The organism is Acidiphilium iwatense, assembly GCF_021556475.1.
GTDB classification, from domain to species: Bacteria; Pseudomonadota; Alphaproteobacteria; order Acetobacterales; family Acetobacteraceae; genus Acidiphilium; species Acidiphilium iwatense.
Map to the genome: position 1 here is coordinate 39136 of NZ_JAKGBZ010000007.1, position 20334 is coordinate 59469.

Consider the following 20334-nt stretch of genomic DNA (forward strand, 5'->3'; position numbering starts at 1 on the left):
CCATGATGTTTCAGAACAGGGAGATCACAAGAATGACGACGAGCAACAGGCCGAGGATTGCGAGATAGAGATTCAGATGGCCCGATTGTAGAACGCGGATGCGCCGGGCGAGGTTGGTGATGAACCGCACCAGGGGTGCGAACAGCAGAGGACCGAAGATCGGCGCAACGTCGTGCTCGAAGCTGAGCCGCCTGACGAAATAATCTGAGACGCTGGTCTCCCGCCCTGCTTCGGCGCTCGGGCGATAGACGAAACTGTAGAAGGTGCGGAGCGAATTCGAGAATGTCAGTGCGGTGGTCGCGGCGCGGACCGGGTCCTGCGGGCTGCCGCCATACCAGACCGGACTGCGCCGCACCCTCAGACGTTTCGAGGCCAGGAGCAGCCCGATCGGCAACAGGGCGAGCAGAGGCATCGCGATGATCAGCTTGGAGGGCGAGATGAAGGCGAATTTGTCGGTCAGCGGCACCAATATCCAGCCGGCGGTCATGTGCGCGGCGGCATCGGCGCCGAACCGCGCGAGATCGGTCTGGTTGAGCGCGCCGAGCCAGATCGGCATCCCGACCGCGAGCGCGAGAACGCCAAGGCCGAGAGCGCCGACAGCGGCGGCATGGCCGATCCTCACCCGGACCGGCGTACCGTCCGACCGGCCCAGCAGGCCGATGCCGAACAGCTTGACGAAGGTGGCGAAGGCGATCGCGGCGGTGAGCGCCAATCCCGCGCCGGACAGCACGAGGGTCAGCCGGCCGGCGAGATCGGGCAGATGGAAACCCTGGAACACGGTCTCGAACATGAACCATTCGGAGACGAACCCGGCCTGCGGCGGCATCGCGGCAAGGCTCATCGCCGCGAACAATGCGCCGGCGCCGAAGATCAGCCGGTTCGCCCGCAACGCGCCGCGCTGGACGATGGCGTAGTCGCCGGTGGCCAGGAAAATCCCGTCGGCGCTCAGGAACAGGCAGCCCTTGGCGAGGGCGTGGCCCGCGAGGTGCAGCAGCGCCACGGTGAAGGCGAGGCCGGCGAGCATCGGTTCGTGGCCGGCGCGGAACAGCAGGCAGGTGCCGAGCGCGATCACCGCGATCGAGGCGTTTTCGGCCGAGGAAAAGGCCAGCAAGGCGCGCCAATCCTCCTGCTGGAATGCGTAGAGCGTGGTCAGAATGGCGCTGACCACGCCGAGCGCGCAGAGCAGAATGCCGAAACCCTGGTCGAACGATTGCGGCGCCCAGCTCAACATGCCGCGTGCGAGACCGAAGAACGCGGCGTTCAGGATGACGCCGGACATGATCGCCCCGGTGGCGCCCGATCCGGCGCCATAGGCGCCGGGAAACCATTCGTAGAACGGCAGCAACCCGAGCTTGGCGCCGAAACCGAGGATCAGAAGCACGCCGACGATCGCGGCGACCGCGCCGGGCAGATGTGCCGACACCGCGTGGAATCCCGCGAAACCAAGGCCGCCGCCTGCCGTGCCGAGTGCCAGGATCGCGGCCAGCAAGGCGATCGCGCCGACCTCCAGCAGCCCGAGCATGAACAGCGCGCGCTGACCGGATTTGGTCGCCAGACTTTCGGCAAGGATCATCATCGCACCGCCCAGGCTCATCATTTCCCAGGCGATCAGGAACTGCGCGCCGTTGCGCAGACCGAACACTCCGAGCGCGCCGAGCAGGCTCATCGCGAGGCCGAACAGCCAGCTTCGCCCACCGTGTCGGGCGGGTGAGCCGAGCAAAGCGACCAGCGTGGCGGGCGCCAGCCCGAATCCCATCAGCCAGAGCGCATCGGGGGTCAGGCGGAATTTTGATCCGCTGTCGGCGATGCGCAGGAACGGCAATGCTACGGCGGAGGTTCCGTCCGGCAAAGCGAGGATCGCCGCAGCGATGCCGGCGAGGCAGCCGAGGGCTGCAATCAGGCGGCCGGCGGTTGGCGCCACGCCGGTGAGCGCGAGCAGCGCCGCGAGGCACCAGAGCGTGGCGGCGGCGGCGATCAGGTCATTCGCCATCGATCCGCCCCTGGTGGACGCGTTGGGGCATCCGGTCGAGGAACAGCAGCAGCGCCTCGATCAGCGCGGCGGGATTAGGTGGGCAGCCCGGCAAATAGAGATCGACCGGCAGCACCGCATCAAGGCCGTTCAGGCACGGCCCATCCGGCGCGATGCCGCCGGAGACAGCACAGCTTCCCGAGGCCATCACCCAGCGCGGCTCGGGCATCGCCTTATAGGTGCGGAGCAGCGGCTCCAGCATGGCTTTGGTCACCGGGCCGGTTACTAACAACAAGTCAGCAAAGCGCGGCGAGGGCGTGAAGAAGATGCCGAGCCGGTGCAGATTGTAGAACGGGTTGTTCAGCGCCTGAAGTTCGGATTCGCAACCGTTGCAGGACCCGGCATCGACATGGCGAACATGCAGGCTGCGCCGGAAGCCTCGGCGCGATGGCGCGGCGGGATGGGCGGCGGGTTCGGCCGGCGCTGTGATCAGATCGGCGCGGTTGCGCACTCCGAAGGCCCAGTCATGGCTTTCGGAAAGCGCGCCGGTCGGGCAGACCTCGACGCAGCGCTGACAGACCACGCATTTGCCGTAATCCAGCACGGGGTTTTGCGCCGATGCCAGGGCAATCGCGCCGGTCGGGCAGGCGGCGGCGCAATCGGCGCAGCCATCGGCGCATTGTGCCGCATCAAGGCGCGGCATTCCGAGTCCGCCGGCCTGACCATCAGGTCCCTCGCCCAGTGGCCAGCGCGTGGTCGCCTGGCCTTCGGCGAGTCCGATCAGGGTCCAGAGCGCCATGCCACTCTCCTCATCGTGCGCAGCCGGAAATCGTGAGGCCGAAACTCGCCTCGTTGATCGCGTAGTCCATCATGTTGGTTTCGTGAACCGTGTAGGGAAACACCCGCCAGTTCGAGAACGAGGGCGACTTGATCTTGACCCGCGCCAGGCGGCCGGCGGCGTCGAAATGCACGGCGTAGATCAGCGTGCCGCGCGGCGATTCCGCCCAGCCGAGCGCCTCGGACTGAGCTACCGGCGGGCAGGGAACACGGATCGGCCCATCCGGCAGCACCGCGAGGGCGCGCCGGATCATCGTGATGCTGGCGTCGATTTCGGCGATGCGCACCCGCGCGCGCGCATTGGCGTCGCCGTCCTGATGCCCGGCAACAGTAAGGTTCAGATTGTCGTCGGCATAGGCGGCGTAAGGGTGGTCGCGCCGCAGATCGCGATCGAGGCCGGAGGCGCGGGCGATCGGGCCGGTGGCGCCCTGATCGAACGCCACCGCGCGGGGCAGCGGACCGGTGGTGGCGAGTCGGTCGAAATAACTCTCCGAACGATCGAGCCGGGCGATATAGCGGCGGATCGGCTCGCGCAGCGCATCCAGCGTCTCGGAGAGCCGGTCGGTGTCGAGGATGCGGCGGAGTCCGCCGGGCGCGATCGCGCCGCGCAGAAACCGGCTGCCGGTGACGCGCGCGTTGATCTGTTTGACCCGTTCGGCGAGCAGAACGCCTTCCGCGTGGCCAACTTTCAAAGTCGTGGTGTCGGCGAGATGGCCGAGATAGTGCAGATGATTGTAGAGCCGTTCGAGTTCGACGATGATAACGCGCTGGTAGAGCGCGCGATCCGGCACGGTGACGCGGCAGGCCGCCTCGATCGCCTGCGAATAGGCGAGCGCGTGGGCCGCGCTGCCGACCGCCGAAACGCGCTCGGCGAGCACCGCGCCGGTTTCGATGTCGCAACCGACGAACCGCTCCTCCATGCCGCGATGCTTGAGAAACAGATGCGGGACGTAATGCAGGATCGCCTCGCCGATGTAGAAGAAGGTGAATTCGGCGGACTCGACGACCCCCGCGCGCACTGGTCCGAACGGCAGGAACTGCACCGCTTCGCCCTCGACATCCGGTAATTGCCGCCAATCGTCCGATTCCGCGCGGCCGAGCGGCTGGATCAGCGGAAACGGTTCGGGATGGCCGGTAAAACGGATTGCGTGCCGATCGGCGATTTCGCGCTCGTACCAACCGAGCAACGGCCAGATTTCGGCGAGGCTCGGAACCTCATTGCCACCCTGGATTTGCCATTGATCGAACACCTGCGCGCCGGAAGGCGCCGATACGTAGCGCAATTCGGGCGCATCGTCGTCGCCGGTCAGCGCGTAGGCCATGATCATCCGGCCGCCTTCGGTGCGCAGGGTTTTTGCGGCATCCCGCAGCATGGCGGCCTCGATCGAGCGAACGCTCGGCGCGTTCATGCCGGACGCCTCGGGACGACAGGCGACGTGGTTTGCGCCTGCTGGCGGGCCGCGACAGCCGGAACGCCCGCGATGTCGTGCGCGACGGTCTGAAAGTCGCGCCAGAAGCCGGAAGGCCACCACAGCCCGAAGATCAGCAGCGGCACGAGCGCCAACCACATCGGCGCCACGCACCAGCGGCTGACCGGCGCGGGGGCCGAATCCGGCTCGGCTCCGTCATGATACATCAGGCGGAAATGATTGAGGAATCCGATGAAGATCACGATCAGCAGGACCGCCATGACGATCGCTGCCCAGAGCCCGATGCCGGCGAAACCGGCGCGCAGTATGGTGAGTTCGCTGGCGAACAGACCGAATGGCGGCGCGCCGGTGATCGCGACCGCGCCGGCCAGCCACAGCGCGCCGGAGACCGGAAAATGCCGCGCGAACGATGTGATCCGCGCCATCGCCTTGGCGCCGTAGCTGCGCATCGCGTTGCCGGCGCCGAAGAACATCAGCGATTTGTTCAGCGAATGGTTGAGCATGTGATACATCGCCCCGGCGACGCCGAGCGGGCCGCCGAAGCCGAAGCCGAGGGCGACGATTCCCATGTGTTCGACGCTGGAATAGGCCATCAGCCGCTTCACGCCGCGCTGGCGGACGATGAACAAGGCCGCCACCACGAGCGAGACCACCCCGAAGGCGACCAGGATCTGCCCCGGCAGGGCGACCATCGCGGCGCCGTGCAGAACCGCGAGATACCGCACGATTCCAACCATCGCCGTGTTCAGCAAGGCGCCCGAGAGCATCGCCGAAACCGGCGTCGGACCTTCGCTGTGCGCATCCGGCAGCCAGGTGTGCATCGGGGCGAGACCGACCTTGGTGCCGTAGCCGACCAGCACGAGCAGAAAACTCAGCAGAAGCAGTGGGTGATTCATCCGTGGCGCGGCATGGCGCAAAATCGCCCAGGTCATGTCGTAGGTCGGGCCGAGCACGAAGGTTCCGTTCCAGTAGAACAGCACGGTGCCGAGCAGAGCGAGGGTGATGCCCGCCGAGACGACGATGATGTATTTCCAGCCGGCCTCGATCGCTTCCGGCGCCTGCTCGAAGGCGACCAGAAAGGTGCTGACCACCGTGGTCATTTCGATCGCGATCCAGTAGACGCCTGGATTGTTCATCAGGGGTGCTATGAAGATCGTCAGGGCGAAGGTCGCGAACAACTGGTAGAAGCGCGGCAGGCGCTCATCCTCGTCCAGCGTGCGCATGTAGCCCAGCGCGTAGATCGAGGCGAGCAGATAGACGATGGCCGCGCACAGGATGATCCAGGCGCCGAGCGGATCGACGATGACATAGTGCGACAGGAACGTCACACCGTGGGGCGGCGCCGTCAGCGCCAACGCGATCGACGCCGCGAACGAAACAATGCTTGCCAGAAGATTGACGATTTCGGCGAATTCCCGCCGCGGCGCGACCAGCATCGCCAGCACCGCGAGGGTCGGCGCCGCAACGAGAACGATGGCGAACAGGCCGGTCATTCAGCCCACCAGCCGGCGGAGGTGCAGCGTGCTCGTGCTGCCGACCTGCCCCATCAGATAGCGCACCAGAACGCCGAAACAGACCACTACGATCAGCAGGTCGAACAGGATGACGAGTTCGAGCAGCATGGGCATTCCGGGAACCAGGATCTGGGTGCCGAGAAAAATCCCGTTCTCGAGCACCAGCAGCCCAAGCACCTGGCTGACCGCCTCGTGGCGCGCCGCTAACATCAGGTAGCCGATCAGCTTCATCGACAGCATCACGGTCAGTGCGAGAATGACGACCTTGCTGGACAGGTCGAGCGATGTACCGATGTGTTCGGCGACTGCAAGCGCGAAGACGACCGAAATCGCTCCGATGACGAGACTCGAACTCGGTTGCAGGACCGGGACGATTTCGCGCTCCACATTCATCCGCCGCACGATGCGCAGCAGCAGGTAGGGCAGCAGCAGGCCGCGGAACAAGGCGGTCAGGATCGCGATGACGTAAAGTTCGGGATAGCGATCGATATAGCCGACGGAGGCGGACAGAATCGCGATCAGCCAGGATTGCGCGGCGAACGCCATCAGGTAATGTCGCATCCAGCGCGAACCGAGCATGACGAAGGCAAGCAGCAGGCTGGCGATCGCGATCAGGCTGAAGATCGAGGCGACGACCGGGCTCGCGTGAAATGCGGTCATCGGATCAGCCGATCTGCGTGCTGATGATCGCCAGCACCGCGAGCAGGAACGACGCCGCCAGCGGTTCCTGATAGCGGTAGAATCGCAGGCGCGACTGGATCGTATCCACCACCACGATCGCGCCGGCGACCAGAACGAATTTTACGATTACCGCAATGCCGGCGCCGATCACCCCGACCGCGAGCCCCCTGGAGGACATGAACCACGGCAGGGCCAGAACGTTGCAGAAAATGGTATAGAGGACGAACTGCTTCATCATCGACGCCCATTTCAGAAGTCCGTAAAGCGGGCCGGAATATTCCAGAATCCGCGCTTCCTCGATCATGTAGACTTCGATATGGGTGCTCGAATGGATCGGCAGCTTGTCGGTTTCCACCGTAAGCAGAATGAAGAAAGCGGCGACCAGGAACAGATGGGCGGGACCGAGATAGACCGCGGGCTTCGCGACCAGCAGATGATTGACCACGAAGGGCAGCATCGAGCGGGCGAACAGCGTTATCCCGACAAACACGAGGATCAGGGTCGGCTCGGCGAGGATCGAAATGATCGCGGAACGGCTCGACCCGATGCCGCCATAGGCGCTGCCGGAATCGAGGCCGGCGAGCGTTATCATGAACGAACCGAGCGTCAGGATCAGGCCGCCGCCGAGAATATCGCCCATGTTCGACAGCGGCAGCGGGAAATTGGTCAGCACCGGAATCAGCATCGGCACCGTCATCATGCAGACGAACGCGACGACGGGCGCGATCCAGAACAGCCAGGATGCCGTTTCGGGCACGACGATCTGCTTATGGAACAGTTTCCACAGATCGCGATAGGGCTGAAAAATGCCCGGCCCCCGGCCGCGCTGCACGCGCTCCTCGAACTGGACGATGCAGCCCTGGATGAGGGGAGCCGCGCCGATGGTGAACCCGACCTGAGCGATCTGGAGAACGACATCGCGCACGGTCATCGGCAGTGTGTTCCACATCGGGCGCGGGTCGCACACACAGCCACCCTCGTGAACAATCGTCGTTCAGACACCTGTTCGCCTCCGCAAATACGGACCTGAACAGGAGTCATCAGCCCCAAGGGCGGTTTTACGGCGAACCCCATCGCCTAAGCGGTATCGTGGTATCGAGATCGGCGCGTGTCAATCACTTTCAGTCAGAGCACACCTTTGCCTCCGCGTACCGGGCCCCGCCAACATCGGGGCGCGGACACTGGGGTTACACTGCCTTTGACCGCACTGCCCTGATATCGGCGGACCAGTTCGCCGCCCCCGCGATCCTGCGCCTCTTGGCGCTGGTGAGCATGGTGATGCTTGCGTCGCGACCCGCAAATCGGGGCTTGCGTGGCTCGGCTATTCCCTGGGCCTGTACCGGCCGGCGGGAGAGACGGAGGTGTCCGCGTCGGCGGCCCGATGCCGTGTGACGGGTGAGATCCCGGTTTGGTCTCGCGCGCAAAGCTGACGGCGCGCGCGGCGTTGTTTCGGTCGGTAAGCGTTTCTGTCGGAGTGGCCGGTGCCAGGGTAGCGCTGCGCACCGCAACCTCATCTGCACCTGCGCGCCACTCTCGGACTACGCGGAGGCGGCGGAGTGAGGGTAGCAATGGCACGCTTCAAGATAAGATCGGATGATTAGAGCATTTTCCGTTCGCTTTGGCTCACGGATAAAGCTCTACCTGATTACGCATTTTTCTCCGCGAGTTTGAGCAAGGCATATGGCATTGGCGGGGTGTGAACTGCGGCGTATCCGAGGGACGCAACCACGTGGCTCCGGCCTATCGCCCGCGCGATATCAACCGGCAGCCGCGCCCGAAAATAATACCGGTTTCGCCGCTTCTCGACGAACGAACACAACGCCATCCTGGATTCCCATGTGTGGCACAAGCGTGTGTCGCATCAGCGGGACGGCACAAAATAAATCGTTGTTTTTCAACAGGTTAAAGGCGATGGCGTCCCCGGCGGGATTCGAACCCACGGCCCCAGGATTAGGAATCCTGTGCTCTATCCTGCTGAGCTACGGAGACGTGCCCGTTGTATAGCCGGTCGCGGTTCGCCCGTCACGCCGCCTGCGGGCCGGCCTCCTGGTTCAGCCGGTATCCGCCGCCCTCGGTGATCAGCAGCCGCGCCTGGGCCGGTTCGGGTTCGATTTTCTGGCGCAGCCGATAGACATGGGTTTCCAGCGTATGCGTCGTCACCGCCGCGTTGTAGCCCCATACCTCGTTCAGCAGCACCTGCCGGCCGACCGATTTGCCGCCGGCGCGATAGAGGTATTTCAGAATCGCCGCCTCCTTGTCGGTCAGGCGGATGCGCTTGTTCTTGACCGGTTCGTGCAGCAGCTTCACCGCCGGGCGGAAGGTGTACGGGCCGATCTGGAACACCGCATCCTCGCTATTCTCGAAATTGCGCAGATGCGCGCGCAGCCGCGCCATCAATTCGGCGAGCCGGAACGGCTTGGCGATATAGTCGGTGGCCCCGGAATCGAGCCCGCGCACCACATCCTGCTCCTCGGCCGAGCCGGTGAGCATGATGACCGGGATCTTTACTCCCTGCTGGCGCAGCCGGGCGCAGAAATTCCGTCCGTCGCCGTCCGGCAGGCCGACATCGAGAATGATCGCATCGAAACGCTGGTCGGGTTTCGCGAGCATCGCTTCGGCCTCGGCGATCGAGCCGGCTTCGGCGGGGGTGAATTCCGCGTCGGCCAGCAACTGCTCGGTCAGGGTGCCGCGCAGAGCGGGGTCGTCGTCGACAATCAGGATCGGATGGTGGGCCGTCATGGTGCTATTCCCCTCGAACGCTCGATCTCCGGCAGCGCGGCATCAAGGCCGCGACGCCTGCATGGGCCATTATAGGCCAATTATGGCGATTCTCTCGCCACGGCCGATATTTTCGCTCCCGGATCGCTCACATGAGCGTTATGCGTCGTTGCGCTGCGGGCGAACCGGACTCCGCTCTGGCCGAACCAGTCGGCCCGATCCATATTAGCGTTCTGGATATAAGATTGAGATGACTGGATTGCCATGATTTCCGCAACGCCCGCCGTGTCCGGCCGCGGTCCCGACGCATCGGCGCCGATCGGCGCGCCGCGGACGCGCGCGGTGCATCGCGCGGTGGCCGACGCGCGGCGCGGGGTTCCCGTGGTGCTGGCCGGACAGCACCCGCTGATCGTCGCACCCGCCGAAACTGTGGGGGCCGAAGGGCTGCATCTGATCGACCGTCTCGCGGCCGGGCCCGCGTCGCTGCTGCTGGCGCCCGCGCGCGCCGCCGCCGTGCTGCGCCGACCCTTGGCGGAAACCGCTCCGGCGGTCGCCCTCGCGCTCGCCCGCCCGCTGATCGACGCCGCGACCCTGCGGCGCGTCGCCGACCCGACACTCGAGCAGATCATGCCCAGTTTTGCCCTGACATCGGTTCCCGACCAGGCCGAGGCGGCGCTCGCGCTGGGCAAGCTGGCGCGGCTGCTGCCGGCAATGGTCGTGGCCCCGGTGCGGCCGGGCTGGGCGTCGCTGCCGCTGGGTGCCGGGTTGCTCGCCGTGCCGGCGGCCGATCTGCTCGCCTACCCCACCAATCTAGCGGCAACGCTCAACCGGGTGGCCGAGGTGGAAATTCCGCTGGAGGATGCGCCGGATGCGCGGCTGATCGCCTTCCGCGCGCTCGACCAGGGAATCGAGCACATGGCCATATTGGTGGGCGCTCCCGCCGCCAAGGCGGCGCCGCTGGTGCGCATCCATTCGGAATGCTTCACTGGCGATCTGCTTGGCTCGCTGCGCTGCGATTGCGGACCGCAATTGAAGGGCGCGATCCGCCGCATGGCCGAGGAAGGAGCCGGCGTCGTGCTCTATCTGGCGCAGGAGGGGCGTGGCATCGGCCTGATCAACAAGCTGCGCGCCTATACGTTGCAGGATCGCGGGCTCGACACGGTGGACGCCAATCGCGCGCTCGGCTGGCAGGCCGACGAACGCAATTTCCACATTGCGGCGGCGATGCTCGATGCGATCGGCCTCAAGCGCATTCGCCTGCTGACCAACAACCCCGAGAAAATGGCGGGGCTCGCCGCCTGCGGGGTCGATGTCGCCGAGCGGGTGCCGCATGTCTTCGCGCCGAACGGCGTGAACGACGCTTATCTGGACACCAAGGCGCGCCGCTTCGGGCATCTGCTTGACTGACCGGCGCGCCATGACCGCTCGCGTCGCGGGCGACGGGTTTCTGCGCCTGGGCGGCCGGCAATGGCGCGTTTCGATCGGCGAGCGGGGCATCGTGGCTCGCAAGGAGGAAGGCGATTGCGGCACGCCGTGCGGGGTTTTGCCGCTGCGCCGGGTTTTGTTCCGCGCCGACCGGCTTGCCGCGCCGCGCTGCGCGGTTCCGATCGAGCCGATCGCGCGTGACGATGGCTGGTGCGACGATCCCGCCCACCCCGACTATAATCGGATGATCCGCCTGCCGCATCCGGCGCACCACGAGGAATTATGGCGCGCGGACGGGCTGTATGACGTGATCGGCGTGCTCGGCTGGAACGATGCGCCGCCGATTCGGGGCGCCGGCTCAGCGATTTTCCTGCATGTCGCGCGCGCGGATTACGCGCCGACCGCGGGCTGCGTCGCGCTCGCTCTGCCGGATCTGCTGGAAGCGCTTGCCGCCGGCCTTACCGCGATCGAGACCGGGTGAGGCCGAGGACGAGATCGAGGGCCGACGTTACCGGCCATCGAGCGGGATGTTGATCCCGAACGCCAGGCTGGGCGGCCCGTAATAGGCCGGCGGCGGTGCGTAGTACACTGGCGGCGGGGGCGGCGCGTAATAGACCGGGGGCGGTGCGTAATAGCCGCCGCGCCAGCCCCAGCCGTTGTCATCGTCCCGGTGCCAGCGATGGTGCCAGCCGCCGCGGCCGTGCCAGCCGTCATGAGCCCAAGGCGGGTCCGCGAAGGCGGCGCTGCTGGTCGCCGCAAGACCGATCGCCGCGAGCGCCGCCGCCAGAACGAATTTCGGTGCCCGATTGCGTTTGCGATTCATGGTCGATAACTCCTACTAAAGCTTTCGTGATATGGACACGGCATCGTGGCGCGGGAGGGGCGGCAATTCGGGCAAAATATGGCTTACCAAGTTTTCATTCATGCGCTGACCGATTGGATGGGTTTGTGATCGGGGCTTGCGGAACCCCAGCGCTGGTGGGCATTCTGCCGTCATCAATGATCGTGATCGGTTCCGGTGCCATGAAGCGGCCTGTCCCATGAAGCGGCGCATCCGGGCGGCCGTCCTGCCGCTCCTGCTGCTCGCCGTGACCTTGTATTTCGTGTTCAACGCGATCAACGGCTCGCGCGGCATCGAAGCGCAGCGCCGTAACCGGGACGTACTCGTCCAGGACCAGGCCACGCTGATATCGGTCGCGGCCAGGCGCGACCGCTGGGAGGCGCGGGTCGATGCGCTGCGTCATCACGCCATCGCGGGGGATATGCTGGATCAGCAGGCGCGCTCGGTGCTCGATCTCGCCGATCCCGGCGATCTCGCCGTGCCGCTCAAGTCGCCGCCCGCCGGCAAGGCCGCGCAATAAGCGTCATCCCGCGCACGGCTTGATTGCGTTTTCGGCATTCGCAGCAGGCGGTTTCGGCAATCCCGAATTCATGAACAGGGTGTTAACCATAAATCGGTTAACATCGATATTGCGTTGCACAATCAATGTTTTTTCCATGACACGCTTGCCATTCAAGCCGGTTCCGGCGATCTAGCCCTGAAGCCGACAGCGATGGAGGGGGATATGGCGGCACGCCAGACGAAATCGACGACCAAGGCGAAGGCTTCTGCCGCGCCGCGCAAGCGGGCGAGCAAGCAGGCCCCTTCGATGGACCGCGACGAATTGCTCGCCGCCTACGAGAAAATGCTGCTGATCCGCCGTTTCGAGGAAAAGGCCGGCCAGCTTTACGGCATGGGGCTGATCGGCGGGTTCTGCCATCTCTATATCGGCCAGGAAGCGGTGGTGACCGGGATGCAGCACGCCCTTGAGCCGGGCGATCAGGTCATCACCTCCTATCGCGACCATGGCCACATGATCGCCTGCGAGATGGACCCGAAGGGCGTGATGGCGGAACTGACCGGGCGTTCTGGCGGTTATTCGCACGGCAAGGGCGGCTCGATGCATATGTTCAGCAAGGAAAAAGGCTTCTATGGCGGCCACGGCATCGTCGGCGCGCAGGTGAGCCTCGGCACCGGGCTCGCCTTCGCCAATCGCTATCGCGGCAACGACCGGGCCTGCCTGACTTATTTCGGCGAGGGCGCGTCGAACCAGGGCCAGGTGTTCGAGAGCTTCAACCTTGCCGCGCTGATGAAACTGCCGGTGATCTACATCATCGAGAACAACCGCTACGGCATGGGCACCAGCGTCGAGCGCGCCTCCGCCTCGCACGATCTCAGCAGAAACGGCGCGCCTTGGGGGATTCCGGGGATGCAGGTGGACGGAATGGACGTGATGGCGGTGAAAGCGGCGGGGGTGGAGGCGGTGGCGCATTGCCGCGCCGGCAAGGGGCCGTTCCTGCTGGAAATGAAGACCTATCGCTATCGCGGCCACTCGATGTCCGATCCGGCGAAATACCGTACCCGCGAGGAGGTGCAGAAAATGCGCGCCGAGCACGACTGCATCGACCTCGCCCGCAAGGAACTCGAAGCCCAGGGCGTGCCGGAGGACCGGCTGAAGGCGATCGACGACGACGTCAAACGGCGCATTCAGGAGGCGGCGGATTTCGCACAGGAAAGCCCCGAGCCGGACGAGGCCGAACTTTGGACCGATATTCTGGTGGAGGGCTGATTCATGGCAACCGAAGTTCTGATGCCGGCCCTGTCCCCCACCATGACCGAGGGCACGCTCGCCAAATGGCTGAAAAAAGTCGGCGATTCGGTGAAATCGGGCGACGTTCTCGCCGAAATCGAGACCGACAAGGCGACCATGGAGGTCGAGGCGGTCGATGAGGGCGAGATTCTGAAAATCCTGGTCGAGGAAGGCACCGAAGGGGTCGCGGTGAATACGCCGATCGCGGTGCTCGGCGAGCATGGCGAAGAGTCGCCGGGCGCCAATCGCCAGGCGTCGGACAAAGCCGCCGGCGGTCAGGCCGCGGAGGAACCGGCAGCCGCCAAAGCCCCGCCGAAGCCCGAGCCGGAGCCCAGATCCGCACCCGCGCCGGAGCCGGAGCAGGATTGGGGCAAGACCGAGGAGATCACCGTCCGCGAGGCGTTGCGCGACGCGATGCTCGCCGAGATGCGCCACGACGACAAGGTGTTCCTGATGGGCGAGGAGGTCGCGCAATACCAGGGCGCCTACAAGATCAGCCAGGGTCTGCTTGAAGAATTCGGCGACCGGCGGGTGATCGACATGCCGATCACCGAGCACGGCTTCACCGGCATGGCGGTGGGGGCGGCGATGTCCGGCCTGAAGCCGATCGTCGAGTTCATGACCTTCAATTTCGCGATGCAGGCAATCGACCAGATCGTTAATTCCGCGGCGAAAACCCTCTATATGTCCGGGGGCCAGATGGGCTGCCCGATCGTGTTTCGTGGCCCGAACGGGGCGGCGGCGCGGGTCGCCGCGCAGCACAGCCAATGCTATGCCTCGTGGTATGCGCATTGCCCCGGCCTGAAGGTCATCGCCCCCTGGTCCGCCGCCGATGCGAAGGGCTTGCTGCGCGCCGCGATCCGCGATCCCAACCCGGTGATCTTCCTCGAAAACGAAATTCTATACGGCCACAAGCATCCGTGCCCGGTCGATGAGGATTTCATCCTGCCGATCGGCAAGGCCAGGATCGAGCGCCCAGGCGAGGATGTCACCATCGTCGCCTTCTCGATCATGGTCGATGTCGCGCTGAACGCCGCCGAGGCGCTGGACCGGCAAGGCATTTCCGCCGAGGTGATCAATCTGCGCACGATTCGTCCCCTCGATATCGACACCATCGTCGCCAGCGTGAAAAAGACCAACCGGATCGTCAGCGTCGAGGAAGGCTGGCCGTTCGCCGGCATCGGCGCGGAAATCGCCATGCAGATCACCGAGCACGCCTTCGACTGGCTGGACGCGCCGCCGACCCGCGTGGCTGGGCTCGACGTGCCGATGCCCTATGCGGCCAATCTGGAAAAACTCGCCCTCCCTCAGCCGAACTGGGTGGTGGACGCGGTAAAAAAACTGTTCTGAGGGAGCAAAAGCATGGCGACCAACATCCTGATGCCGGCGCTGAGCCCGACCATGACCGAGGGCACCCTCGCGAAATGGCTCAAGAAGGAAGGCGATGCGATCAAATCCGGCGACGTGATCGCCGAGATTGAGACCGACAAGGCGACCATGGAGGTCGAGGCGGTCGACGAAGGCATCCTCGGCAAAATTCTGGTGACCGAAGGCACCGAAGGGGTGGCGGTCAACGCGCCGATCGCGATCCTGGTCGAAAAGGGCGAGAAAGTGCCGGACCAGGCGCCGGTCGCCAGTCGTCAGTCTTCGGAAAAGCCGGAGGCGGAAACCGCCAAGGCGACGCCGGTGCCGACACCCCGATCCGAGCCGAAGCCGGAAGCGCCGAAATCCGCGCCAGAGGCGCAAAAAACCGACCATGGCGACCGAGTCGTTGCCTCGCCGCTGGCGCGGCGCATGGCCGAACAGGCCGGACTCGATCTCGCATCCCTGAAGGGCAGCGGCCCGAACGGCCGAATCGTCAAAGCCGATATCGAGGCCGCGCGCGGCCGGAAACCCGAAGCCAAGCCGGAAGAAGCCGCCGTACAGGCGCCGGCTCCGGCAGCGCCGAAACGCGCCGATATCACCGCGCCGCACGAGGCGATTCCGCATTCCACCATGCGCAAGGTCATCGCCAAGCGCATGGTCGAATCGACGCAGGCGATTCCGGTCTTCTATCTCTCGATCGAGATCGAGATCGACTCGCTGCTCAAGCTGCGCGCCGACCTCAACGCGCAATCGCCGAAAGATGGCGATGGCGCCTTCAAGCTTTCGGTCAACGATCTGATCGTCAAGGCCGCCGCCATAACATTGCGCCGGTTCCCCGCGGTCAATGCGAGCTTCACCGAAGACGCGATGATCCGTTATCATGATGTCGACATTTCGGTCGCGGTCGCGATCCCGGACGGCCTGATCACGCCGATCATCCGCAAAGCCGATCAGAAAGGCCTCGCCGCGATCAGCAACGAGATGAAAGACCTCGCCGCGCGCGCCAAATCGGGCAGACTGAAACCCGAGGAGTTCCAGGGGGGCTCGTTCTCGATCTCCAATCTCGGCATGTATGGGATGAGCCACTTCACCGCGATCATCAACCCGCCGCAATCGGCGATCCTCGCGGTCGGCGCAGGCGAAAAGCGTGCCGTGGTGCGTGGCGGCGAACTCGCCGTCGCCACCATGATGACGGTGACGATGTCCTGTGACCACCGGGTGATGGACGGCGCGACCGGCGCGGAATTCCTCGCCAGGTTCAAGGCGATCGTCGAAGCGCCGCTGAGTTTGATGCTGTAATGGAGCAAAAACCCGATGTCGCGCTGCGGGAAGCAACACCGGACGATGTGCCGGCGCTGCTCGGGTTGGTGCGCGATCTCGCGGTCTATGAAAAGGCGCCGAACGCGGTCGAGATGACCGAAGCCCTGTTGTCTGCGGCTTTGTTCGGCGAAACCCCGCTCGCCCGCGCCGTTCTGGCCGAAGCTCAAGGCAAGTCGCTGGGTTTTGCGATCTGGTTCACCAGTTTCTCCACCTGGACCGGGCGGGCCGGGCTGTATCTGGAAGACCTGTTCGTCGCCCCACATGCGCGGGGCAGGGGAGTCGGCCGGGCTTTGCTGCGCCATCTCGCGCGCGAGGCGATCCGTCTCGGCTGTGCCCGGCTCGAATGGTCGGTGCTCGACTGGAATGCGCCGGCAATCACCTTTTACCAAAGCCTTGGCGCCGAACCGCTCGACGAGTGGACCCGCTACCGGCTGCATGGCGAGGCGCTTGGCCGTCTCGCTCAGGAGAACTGACCCATGGCAGAGCAGAATTTCGACGTGGCGGTGGTGGGCGGCGGCCCCGGCGGCTACGTCATCGCGATCCGCGCGGCGCAACTGAAGATGAAGGTTGCGGTGGTCGAGCGCGAGCATCTCGGTGGCATCTGCCTCAACTGGGGCTGCATTCCCACCAAGGCGCTGCTGCGATCGTCCGAAATCAACCATCTGCTGCATCATCTCGACGAGTTCGGGTTCAAGGCGGACAATATCGGCTTCGATCTCGCCAAGGTGGTGAAACGTTCGCGCGCAGTGGCCAAGCAACTATCCTCCGGCGTCGCCCATCTGCTCAAGAAGAACAAGGTCACGGTGTTCGACGGTGCGGCCAGGCTCGCGGGCAAGAACACGCTCGCGGTCGAGAAGGACGGCAAGCCGGTCGCGACGCTGAAGGCGCCCCACATCATCCTGGCGACCGGCGCGCGTGCCCGCGTGCTGCCCGGCGTGGAGCCGGACGGCAAGCTGATCTGGACATACAAGGAAGCGATGGTGCCGGATCTCATGCCGAAATCCCTGGTGGTGATCGGTTCCGGGGCGATCGGCATCGAATTCGCGAGCTTCTATCGCAACATGGGCGCGGAGGTGACGGTCATCGAAGCCCTGCCGCGAATTCTGCCGGTGGAGGACGAGGAAATCTCCGCCTTCATGCACAAGCAGTTCGAAAAGCAGGGCATCAAGCTGCTGACCGGCGTGGTGGTGAAATCCGCCGAAAAGAGCAAGGATTCGGTCACCGTCAGCGTCGAAATCGGCGGCAAGGAACAGAAAATCACCGCCGGGCGGGTGATTTCGGCGGTCGGCATCGTCGGCAATGTCGAAAATCTCGGCCTCGATGGCACGAAAGTGAAGGTCGAACGCACCCATGTCGTGGTCGATGGCTTCGGCCGCACCGGCGAGCCGGGCGTCTATGCGATCGGCGATCTCACCGGGCCGCCCTGGCTCGCGCACAAGGCCAGCCACGAAGGGATCGTCTGCATCGAGAAAATCGCCGGGCTCGATCCGCATCCGTTCGATACCGGCAATATCCCCGGCTGCACCTATTGCCGGCCGCAGGTCGCCTCGGTGGGCATGACCGAGGCGAAAGCCAAGGAGACTGGCCGCAAGATCAGGGTTGGGCGCTTTCCGTTCATCGGCAATGGCAAAGCGATCGCGATGGGCGAACCGGAAGGCATGGTCAAAACCGTGTTCGACGCCGAAACCGGCGAATTGCTCGGCGCCCACATGGCCGGCGCCGAAGTGACCGAGCTGATCCAGGGCTACGCGATCGCGCGCACCCTGGAAACCACCGAGGCGGAGCTGATGCACACGGTGTTCCCGCACCCGACGGTGAGCGAGGCGATGCACGAATCGGTGCTTGACGCCTACGGCCGCGCGATACACTTCTGACCCATCATGCGAGTCGAGATCGACCATCGGGCCAGTGGTCCGTCAACCGGCGAACGGGTCAGGCACCCGGAAAAGCAGCATCGGGCGGATAACCCGATCCAGCGCAAACCCGCCTGGATCAGGGTGAAGGCGCCGACCCATCCAGTCTATCACGAAACCCGCGCGCTGATGCGCGCCGGCAATCTCGCCACCGTGTGCGAGGAAGCCGCTTGCCCGAATATCGGCGAATGCTGGTCGCAGCGCCACGCGACCATGATGATCATGGGCGAGATCTGCACCCGCGCCTGCGCGTTCTGCAATGTCGCGACCGGCATGCCCAACCCGCTCGCCGTCGACGAGCCCGCGCGCGTCGCCGATGCGGTGGCCAAGCTTGGCCTGCGCCATGTGGTGATCACTTCGGTCGATCGCGACGACCTGGATGATGGCGGGGCGGCGCATTTTGCCGGGGTGATCGGCGCGATCCGCGCCGCCTCGCCCGGCACCACCATCGAGATTCTGACGCCGGATTTCCTGCGCAAGCCGGGTGCTGCCGAGACCGTGACCGAAGCGCGTCCCGACGTGTTCAACCACAACCTCGAAACCGTCCCGCGCCTCTACCCCACGATCCGGCCCGGCGCGCGGTATTTCCAGTCGCTGCGCCTGCTCGATCGGGTCAAGCAGATCGACCCGACGATCTTCACCAAATCCGGGATGATGGTCGGGCTTGGCGAAACCCGCGCCGAAATCGGCCAGGTGATGGACGATCTGCGCATCGCCGATGTCGATTTCCTGACCATCGGGCAATATCTGCAACCTTCCGTGAAACACGCGGCGGTCGAGCGTTTCGTCCCGCCCGATGAATTCGCCGAACTGGCCGCGATGGCGCGCGCCAAGGGATTCCTGATGGTGTCGGCGACGCCACTGACCCGCTCGTCCTACCACGCGGATGCCGATTTCGCCGCCTTGCGGACTGCTCGGGCCGCGCGGCTCGCCGCCTGATCGTGCCGAAATATTCCGAACGCAAGCTGGTTCCCTATCGACCCGACCAGATGTTCGCGCTGGTCGCCGACGTGGCGAAATATCCGCAATTCCTGCCCTGGTGCATTGGCGCGCGCATCCGCTCGCAAAAGGAAAACAACCTCGTCGCCGATCTGACCATCGGTTTCGGCCCGTTCCGGGAAAGCTTCACGTCGCGGGTGACCCTGGACGCGCCGGAACGCATCCTTGTCCATTACGAGAACGGTCCGTTCAAGTATCTGCGCAACGAATGGCGTTTTATCCCCGACGAAGGTGGCACGGTGATCGATTTCTACGTCGATTTCGAATTCAGCAGCTTCATCCTGCAAAAGGCGATCGGTGTTGTGTTCACCGAAGCGGTGCATCGCATGGTCAACGCCTTCCTCAAGCGCGCGCGCGACATCTACGGCGCAACATCGGCTTCGGCTCCCGCTCCCGTCAAAGGATAACCATGTACGCTCCGATCCCGCCCGATCCGGCTGCCCCATCGGTGCGGGTCAACCTCTATTCCGACACCCAGACGCGGCCGACGCGGGCGATGCGCGCGGCGATGCTCGATGCCGAGGTGGGCGACGAGCAACTGAGCCTCGATCCCACGGTCAACGCGCTCTGCGCCCGCGTGGCCGTGCTGCTCGGCAAGGAAGCGGCGATGTTCCTGCCGTCCGGGGCGATGTGCAATTCGGTCGCGATTCTCACCCATTGCCGGCCGGGTGACGAGATCATCGCGCACGAAACCGCCCATATCATCGAAGCCGAGGGCGGTGCGCCCTGGGCCCTGGCCGGTGCACGCGTGCTTGGCCTCTCCGGTCCGCGCGGGATGTTCACGGTGGACGATTTGCGCTCGGTGCTGCGTAGCCCGTCCCGCTATTCCGCCCCGCAAACCCTGCTTGCCATCGAGCAAACCTCCAATCTGGGCGGCGGCGCGGTGTGGGCTCTCGATACGCTGCACAGTCTTGCGGCGGTCGCCCGCGACCACGGCATGGCGACCCATATGGACGGCGCGCGGCTGATGAACGCGGTGGTCGCGTCCGGCATTAAGGCAAGCGATTTCACTGCCGGGTTCGACACGGTATGGATCGACTTCACCAAGGGTCTCGGCGCGCCGCTCGGCGCCGTCCTCGCCGGCTCGGCGGACATGATCGGCCGCGCCTGGCGCTGGAAGCAGCGCCTGGGTGGGTCGCTGCGTCAGGCCGGCATCTGCGCCGCCGGCTGCCTCTACGCGCTCGATCATCATGTCGACCGGCTGGCGGAGGATCATGCCAATGCGAAGCGCCTTGCCGAGGGCCTGTCGCGCATCCCCGGTCTCACGGTCGAGACGCCGGAAACCAACCTCGTCTATGCCGATGTCGCCGCGAGTGGCCGCGACCCCGCCGGCTGGGCGGATGCGCTGCGTGCCCAGGGAATCATGGTCTCGGTGATGGGCCGCACCCGGCTGCGCCTCTGCACCCATCTCGACATCACGCGCGCCGATATCGACGAGACGATCATGGCTTTCGCCGCGATTAGAGCAATATGGCTTTAATTGGAATCGCGCAGCGATCCACAAAGCCATGAAATTGCTCGCCCAAACAAAGA

General features: G+C 65.0%; 19 protein-coding genes, 1 tRNA gene, 1 pseudogene and 1 riboswitch. Of the genes and pseudogenes, 11 read left to right on the forward strand and 10 right to left on the reverse strand.

From position 1 onward, the window contains the following. Positions 1 to 10: 10 nt before the first annotated feature. From L2A60_RS05365 to L2A60_RS05400, 9 genes and pseudogenes are all read right to left on the reverse strand, one after another. A complete protein-coding gene (locus L2A60_RS05365; RefSeq protein WP_235703343.1) occupies positions 11 to 1990 on the reverse strand; it encodes a proton-conducting transporter transmembrane domain-containing protein in 1980 nt (659 codons plus the stop codon). After that, positions 1980 to 2768 carry an NADH-quinone oxidoreductase subunit NuoB gene (gene nuoB, locus L2A60_RS05370; RefSeq protein ID WP_235703344.1) on the reverse strand — a complete coding sequence of 263 codons (789 nt, stop codon included), beginning with the start codon at positions 2766 to 2768 and terminating at the stop codon, positions 1980 to 1982. Before nuoB ends, L2A60_RS05365 begins: the two co-directional genes overlap by 11 nt. 10 nt (positions 2769 to 2778) lie before the next feature. Beyond that, a complete protein-coding gene (locus tag L2A60_RS05375) occupies positions 2779 to 4215 on the reverse strand; it encodes an NADH-quinone oxidoreductase subunit D-related protein (RefSeq protein ID WP_235703345.1) in 1437 nt (478 codons plus the stop codon). Further along, positions 4212 to 5729 (reverse strand): proton-conducting transporter transmembrane domain-containing protein, encoded by a 1518-nt coding sequence (locus L2A60_RS05380; protein ID WP_235703346.1) that lies wholly within the window; start codon positions 5727 to 5729, stop codon positions 4212 to 4214. The genes L2A60_RS05375 and L2A60_RS05380 overlap by 4 nt, the downstream gene beginning before the upstream one ends. Continuing rightward, on the reverse strand, positions 5730 to 6410 hold the full coding sequence (locus L2A60_RS05385; protein WP_235703347.1) for a hydrogenase: 681 nt from the start codon (positions 6408 to 6410) through the stop codon (positions 5730 to 5732). Positions 6411 to 6414: 4 nt separating this feature from the next. Continuing rightward, entirely contained in the window at positions 6415 to 7362 is a 948-nt protein-coding gene (locus L2A60_RS05390; RefSeq protein WP_235703348.1) for a respiratory chain complex I subunit 1 family protein, read from the reverse strand. Between the two features lie 93 nt (positions 7363 to 7455). Continuing rightward, positions 7456 to 7518: riboswitch (Fluoride riboswitch) on the reverse strand. A 558-nt stretch (positions 7519 to 8076) separates the two neighbouring features. Further along, a pseudogene (locus tag L2A60_RS20860) lies at positions 8077 to 8235 on the reverse strand (DUF6538 domain-containing protein); the annotation flags it as partial. A gap of 108 nt (positions 8236 to 8343) precedes the next feature. After that, positions 8344 to 8420, reverse strand: a tRNA-Arg gene (locus tag L2A60_RS05395). Between the two features lie 33 nt (positions 8421 to 8453). Beyond that, on the reverse strand, positions 8454 to 9170 hold the full coding sequence (locus tag L2A60_RS05400) for a response regulator transcription factor (protein ID WP_235703349.1): 717 nt from the start codon (positions 9168 to 9170) through the stop codon (positions 8454 to 8456). Positions 9171 to 9434: 264 nt separating this feature from the next. On the opposite strand from L2A60_RS05400, the gene ribA reads away from it, so the two are divergent. Together ribA and L2A60_RS05410 are read left to right on the forward strand one after the other, a co-directional pair. Continuing rightward, entirely contained in the window at positions 9435 to 10556 is a 1122-nt protein-coding gene (gene ribA, locus L2A60_RS05405; protein WP_235703350.1) for a GTP cyclohydrolase II, read from the forward strand. 10 nt (positions 10557 to 10566) lie between these two features. Beyond that, positions 10567 to 11055 (forward strand): L,D-transpeptidase family protein, encoded by a 489-nt coding sequence (locus L2A60_RS05410; RefSeq protein ID WP_235703351.1) that lies wholly within the window; start codon positions 10567 to 10569, stop codon positions 11053 to 11055. Between the two features lie 27 nt (positions 11056 to 11082). Here the strand turns inward: L2A60_RS05410 and L2A60_RS05415 are convergent, their stop codons facing one another. Next, on the reverse strand, positions 11083 to 11397 hold the full coding sequence (locus L2A60_RS05415) for a hypothetical protein (protein WP_235703352.1): 315 nt from the start codon (positions 11395 to 11397) through the stop codon (positions 11083 to 11085). Positions 11398 to 11614: 217 nt separating this feature from the next. Between L2A60_RS05415 and L2A60_RS05420 the strand changes: the two genes are divergently transcribed. From L2A60_RS05420 to L2A60_RS05460, 9 genes are all read left to right on the forward strand, one after another. Further along, entirely contained in the window at positions 11615 to 11935 is a 321-nt protein-coding gene (locus L2A60_RS05420) for an FtsB family cell division protein (protein ID WP_235703353.1), read from the forward strand. Positions 11936 to 12223: 288 nt separating this feature from the next. Then, positions 12224 to 13183: a pyruvate dehydrogenase (acetyl-transferring) E1 component subunit alpha gene (gene pdhA / locus L2A60_RS05425; RefSeq protein WP_235703417.1), complete on the forward strand. Its 960-nt coding sequence runs from the start codon at positions 12224 to 12226 to the stop codon at positions 13181 to 13183. A gap of 3 nt (positions 13184 to 13186) precedes the next feature. Further along, positions 13187 to 14554: a pyruvate dehydrogenase complex E1 component subunit beta gene (locus tag L2A60_RS05430; RefSeq protein WP_235703354.1), complete on the forward strand. Its 1368-nt coding sequence runs from the start codon at positions 13187 to 13189 to the stop codon at positions 14552 to 14554. Positions 14555 to 14566: 12 nt separating this feature from the next. Continuing rightward, the gene (locus tag L2A60_RS05435; protein ID WP_235703355.1) at positions 14567 to 15868 is read left to right on the forward strand and encodes a pyruvate dehydrogenase complex dihydrolipoamide acetyltransferase; all 1302 of its coding nucleotides are present in this window, start codon (positions 14567 to 14569) and stop codon (positions 15866 to 15868) included. Beyond that, entirely contained in the window at positions 15868 to 16362 is a 495-nt protein-coding gene (locus tag L2A60_RS05440; protein WP_235703356.1) for a GNAT family N-acetyltransferase, read from the forward strand. Before L2A60_RS05435 ends, L2A60_RS05440 begins: the two co-directional genes overlap by 1 nt. Before the next feature lie 3 nt (positions 16363 to 16365). Beyond that, positions 16366 to 17763, forward strand: coding sequence for a dihydrolipoyl dehydrogenase (gene lpdA, locus L2A60_RS05445; protein WP_235703357.1), 1398 nt, complete (start codon positions 16366 to 16368; stop codon positions 17761 to 17763). 6 nt (positions 17764 to 17769) lie between these two features. Next, the gene (gene lipA, locus L2A60_RS05450; protein WP_235703358.1) at positions 17770 to 18741 is read left to right on the forward strand and encodes a lipoyl synthase; all 972 of its coding nucleotides are present in this window, start codon (positions 17770 to 17772) and stop codon (positions 18739 to 18741) included. A gap of 2 nt (positions 18742 to 18743) precedes the next feature. Next, positions 18744 to 19208: a type II toxin-antitoxin system RatA family toxin gene (locus L2A60_RS05455; protein WP_235703359.1), complete on the forward strand. Its 465-nt coding sequence runs from the start codon at positions 18744 to 18746 to the stop codon at positions 19206 to 19208. Between the two features lie 2 nt (positions 19209 to 19210). Beyond that, positions 19211 to 20281: a threonine aldolase family protein gene (locus L2A60_RS05460; protein WP_235703360.1), complete on the forward strand. Its 1071-nt coding sequence runs from the start codon at positions 19211 to 19213 to the stop codon at positions 20279 to 20281. Positions 20282 to 20334: the final 53 nt, after the last annotated feature.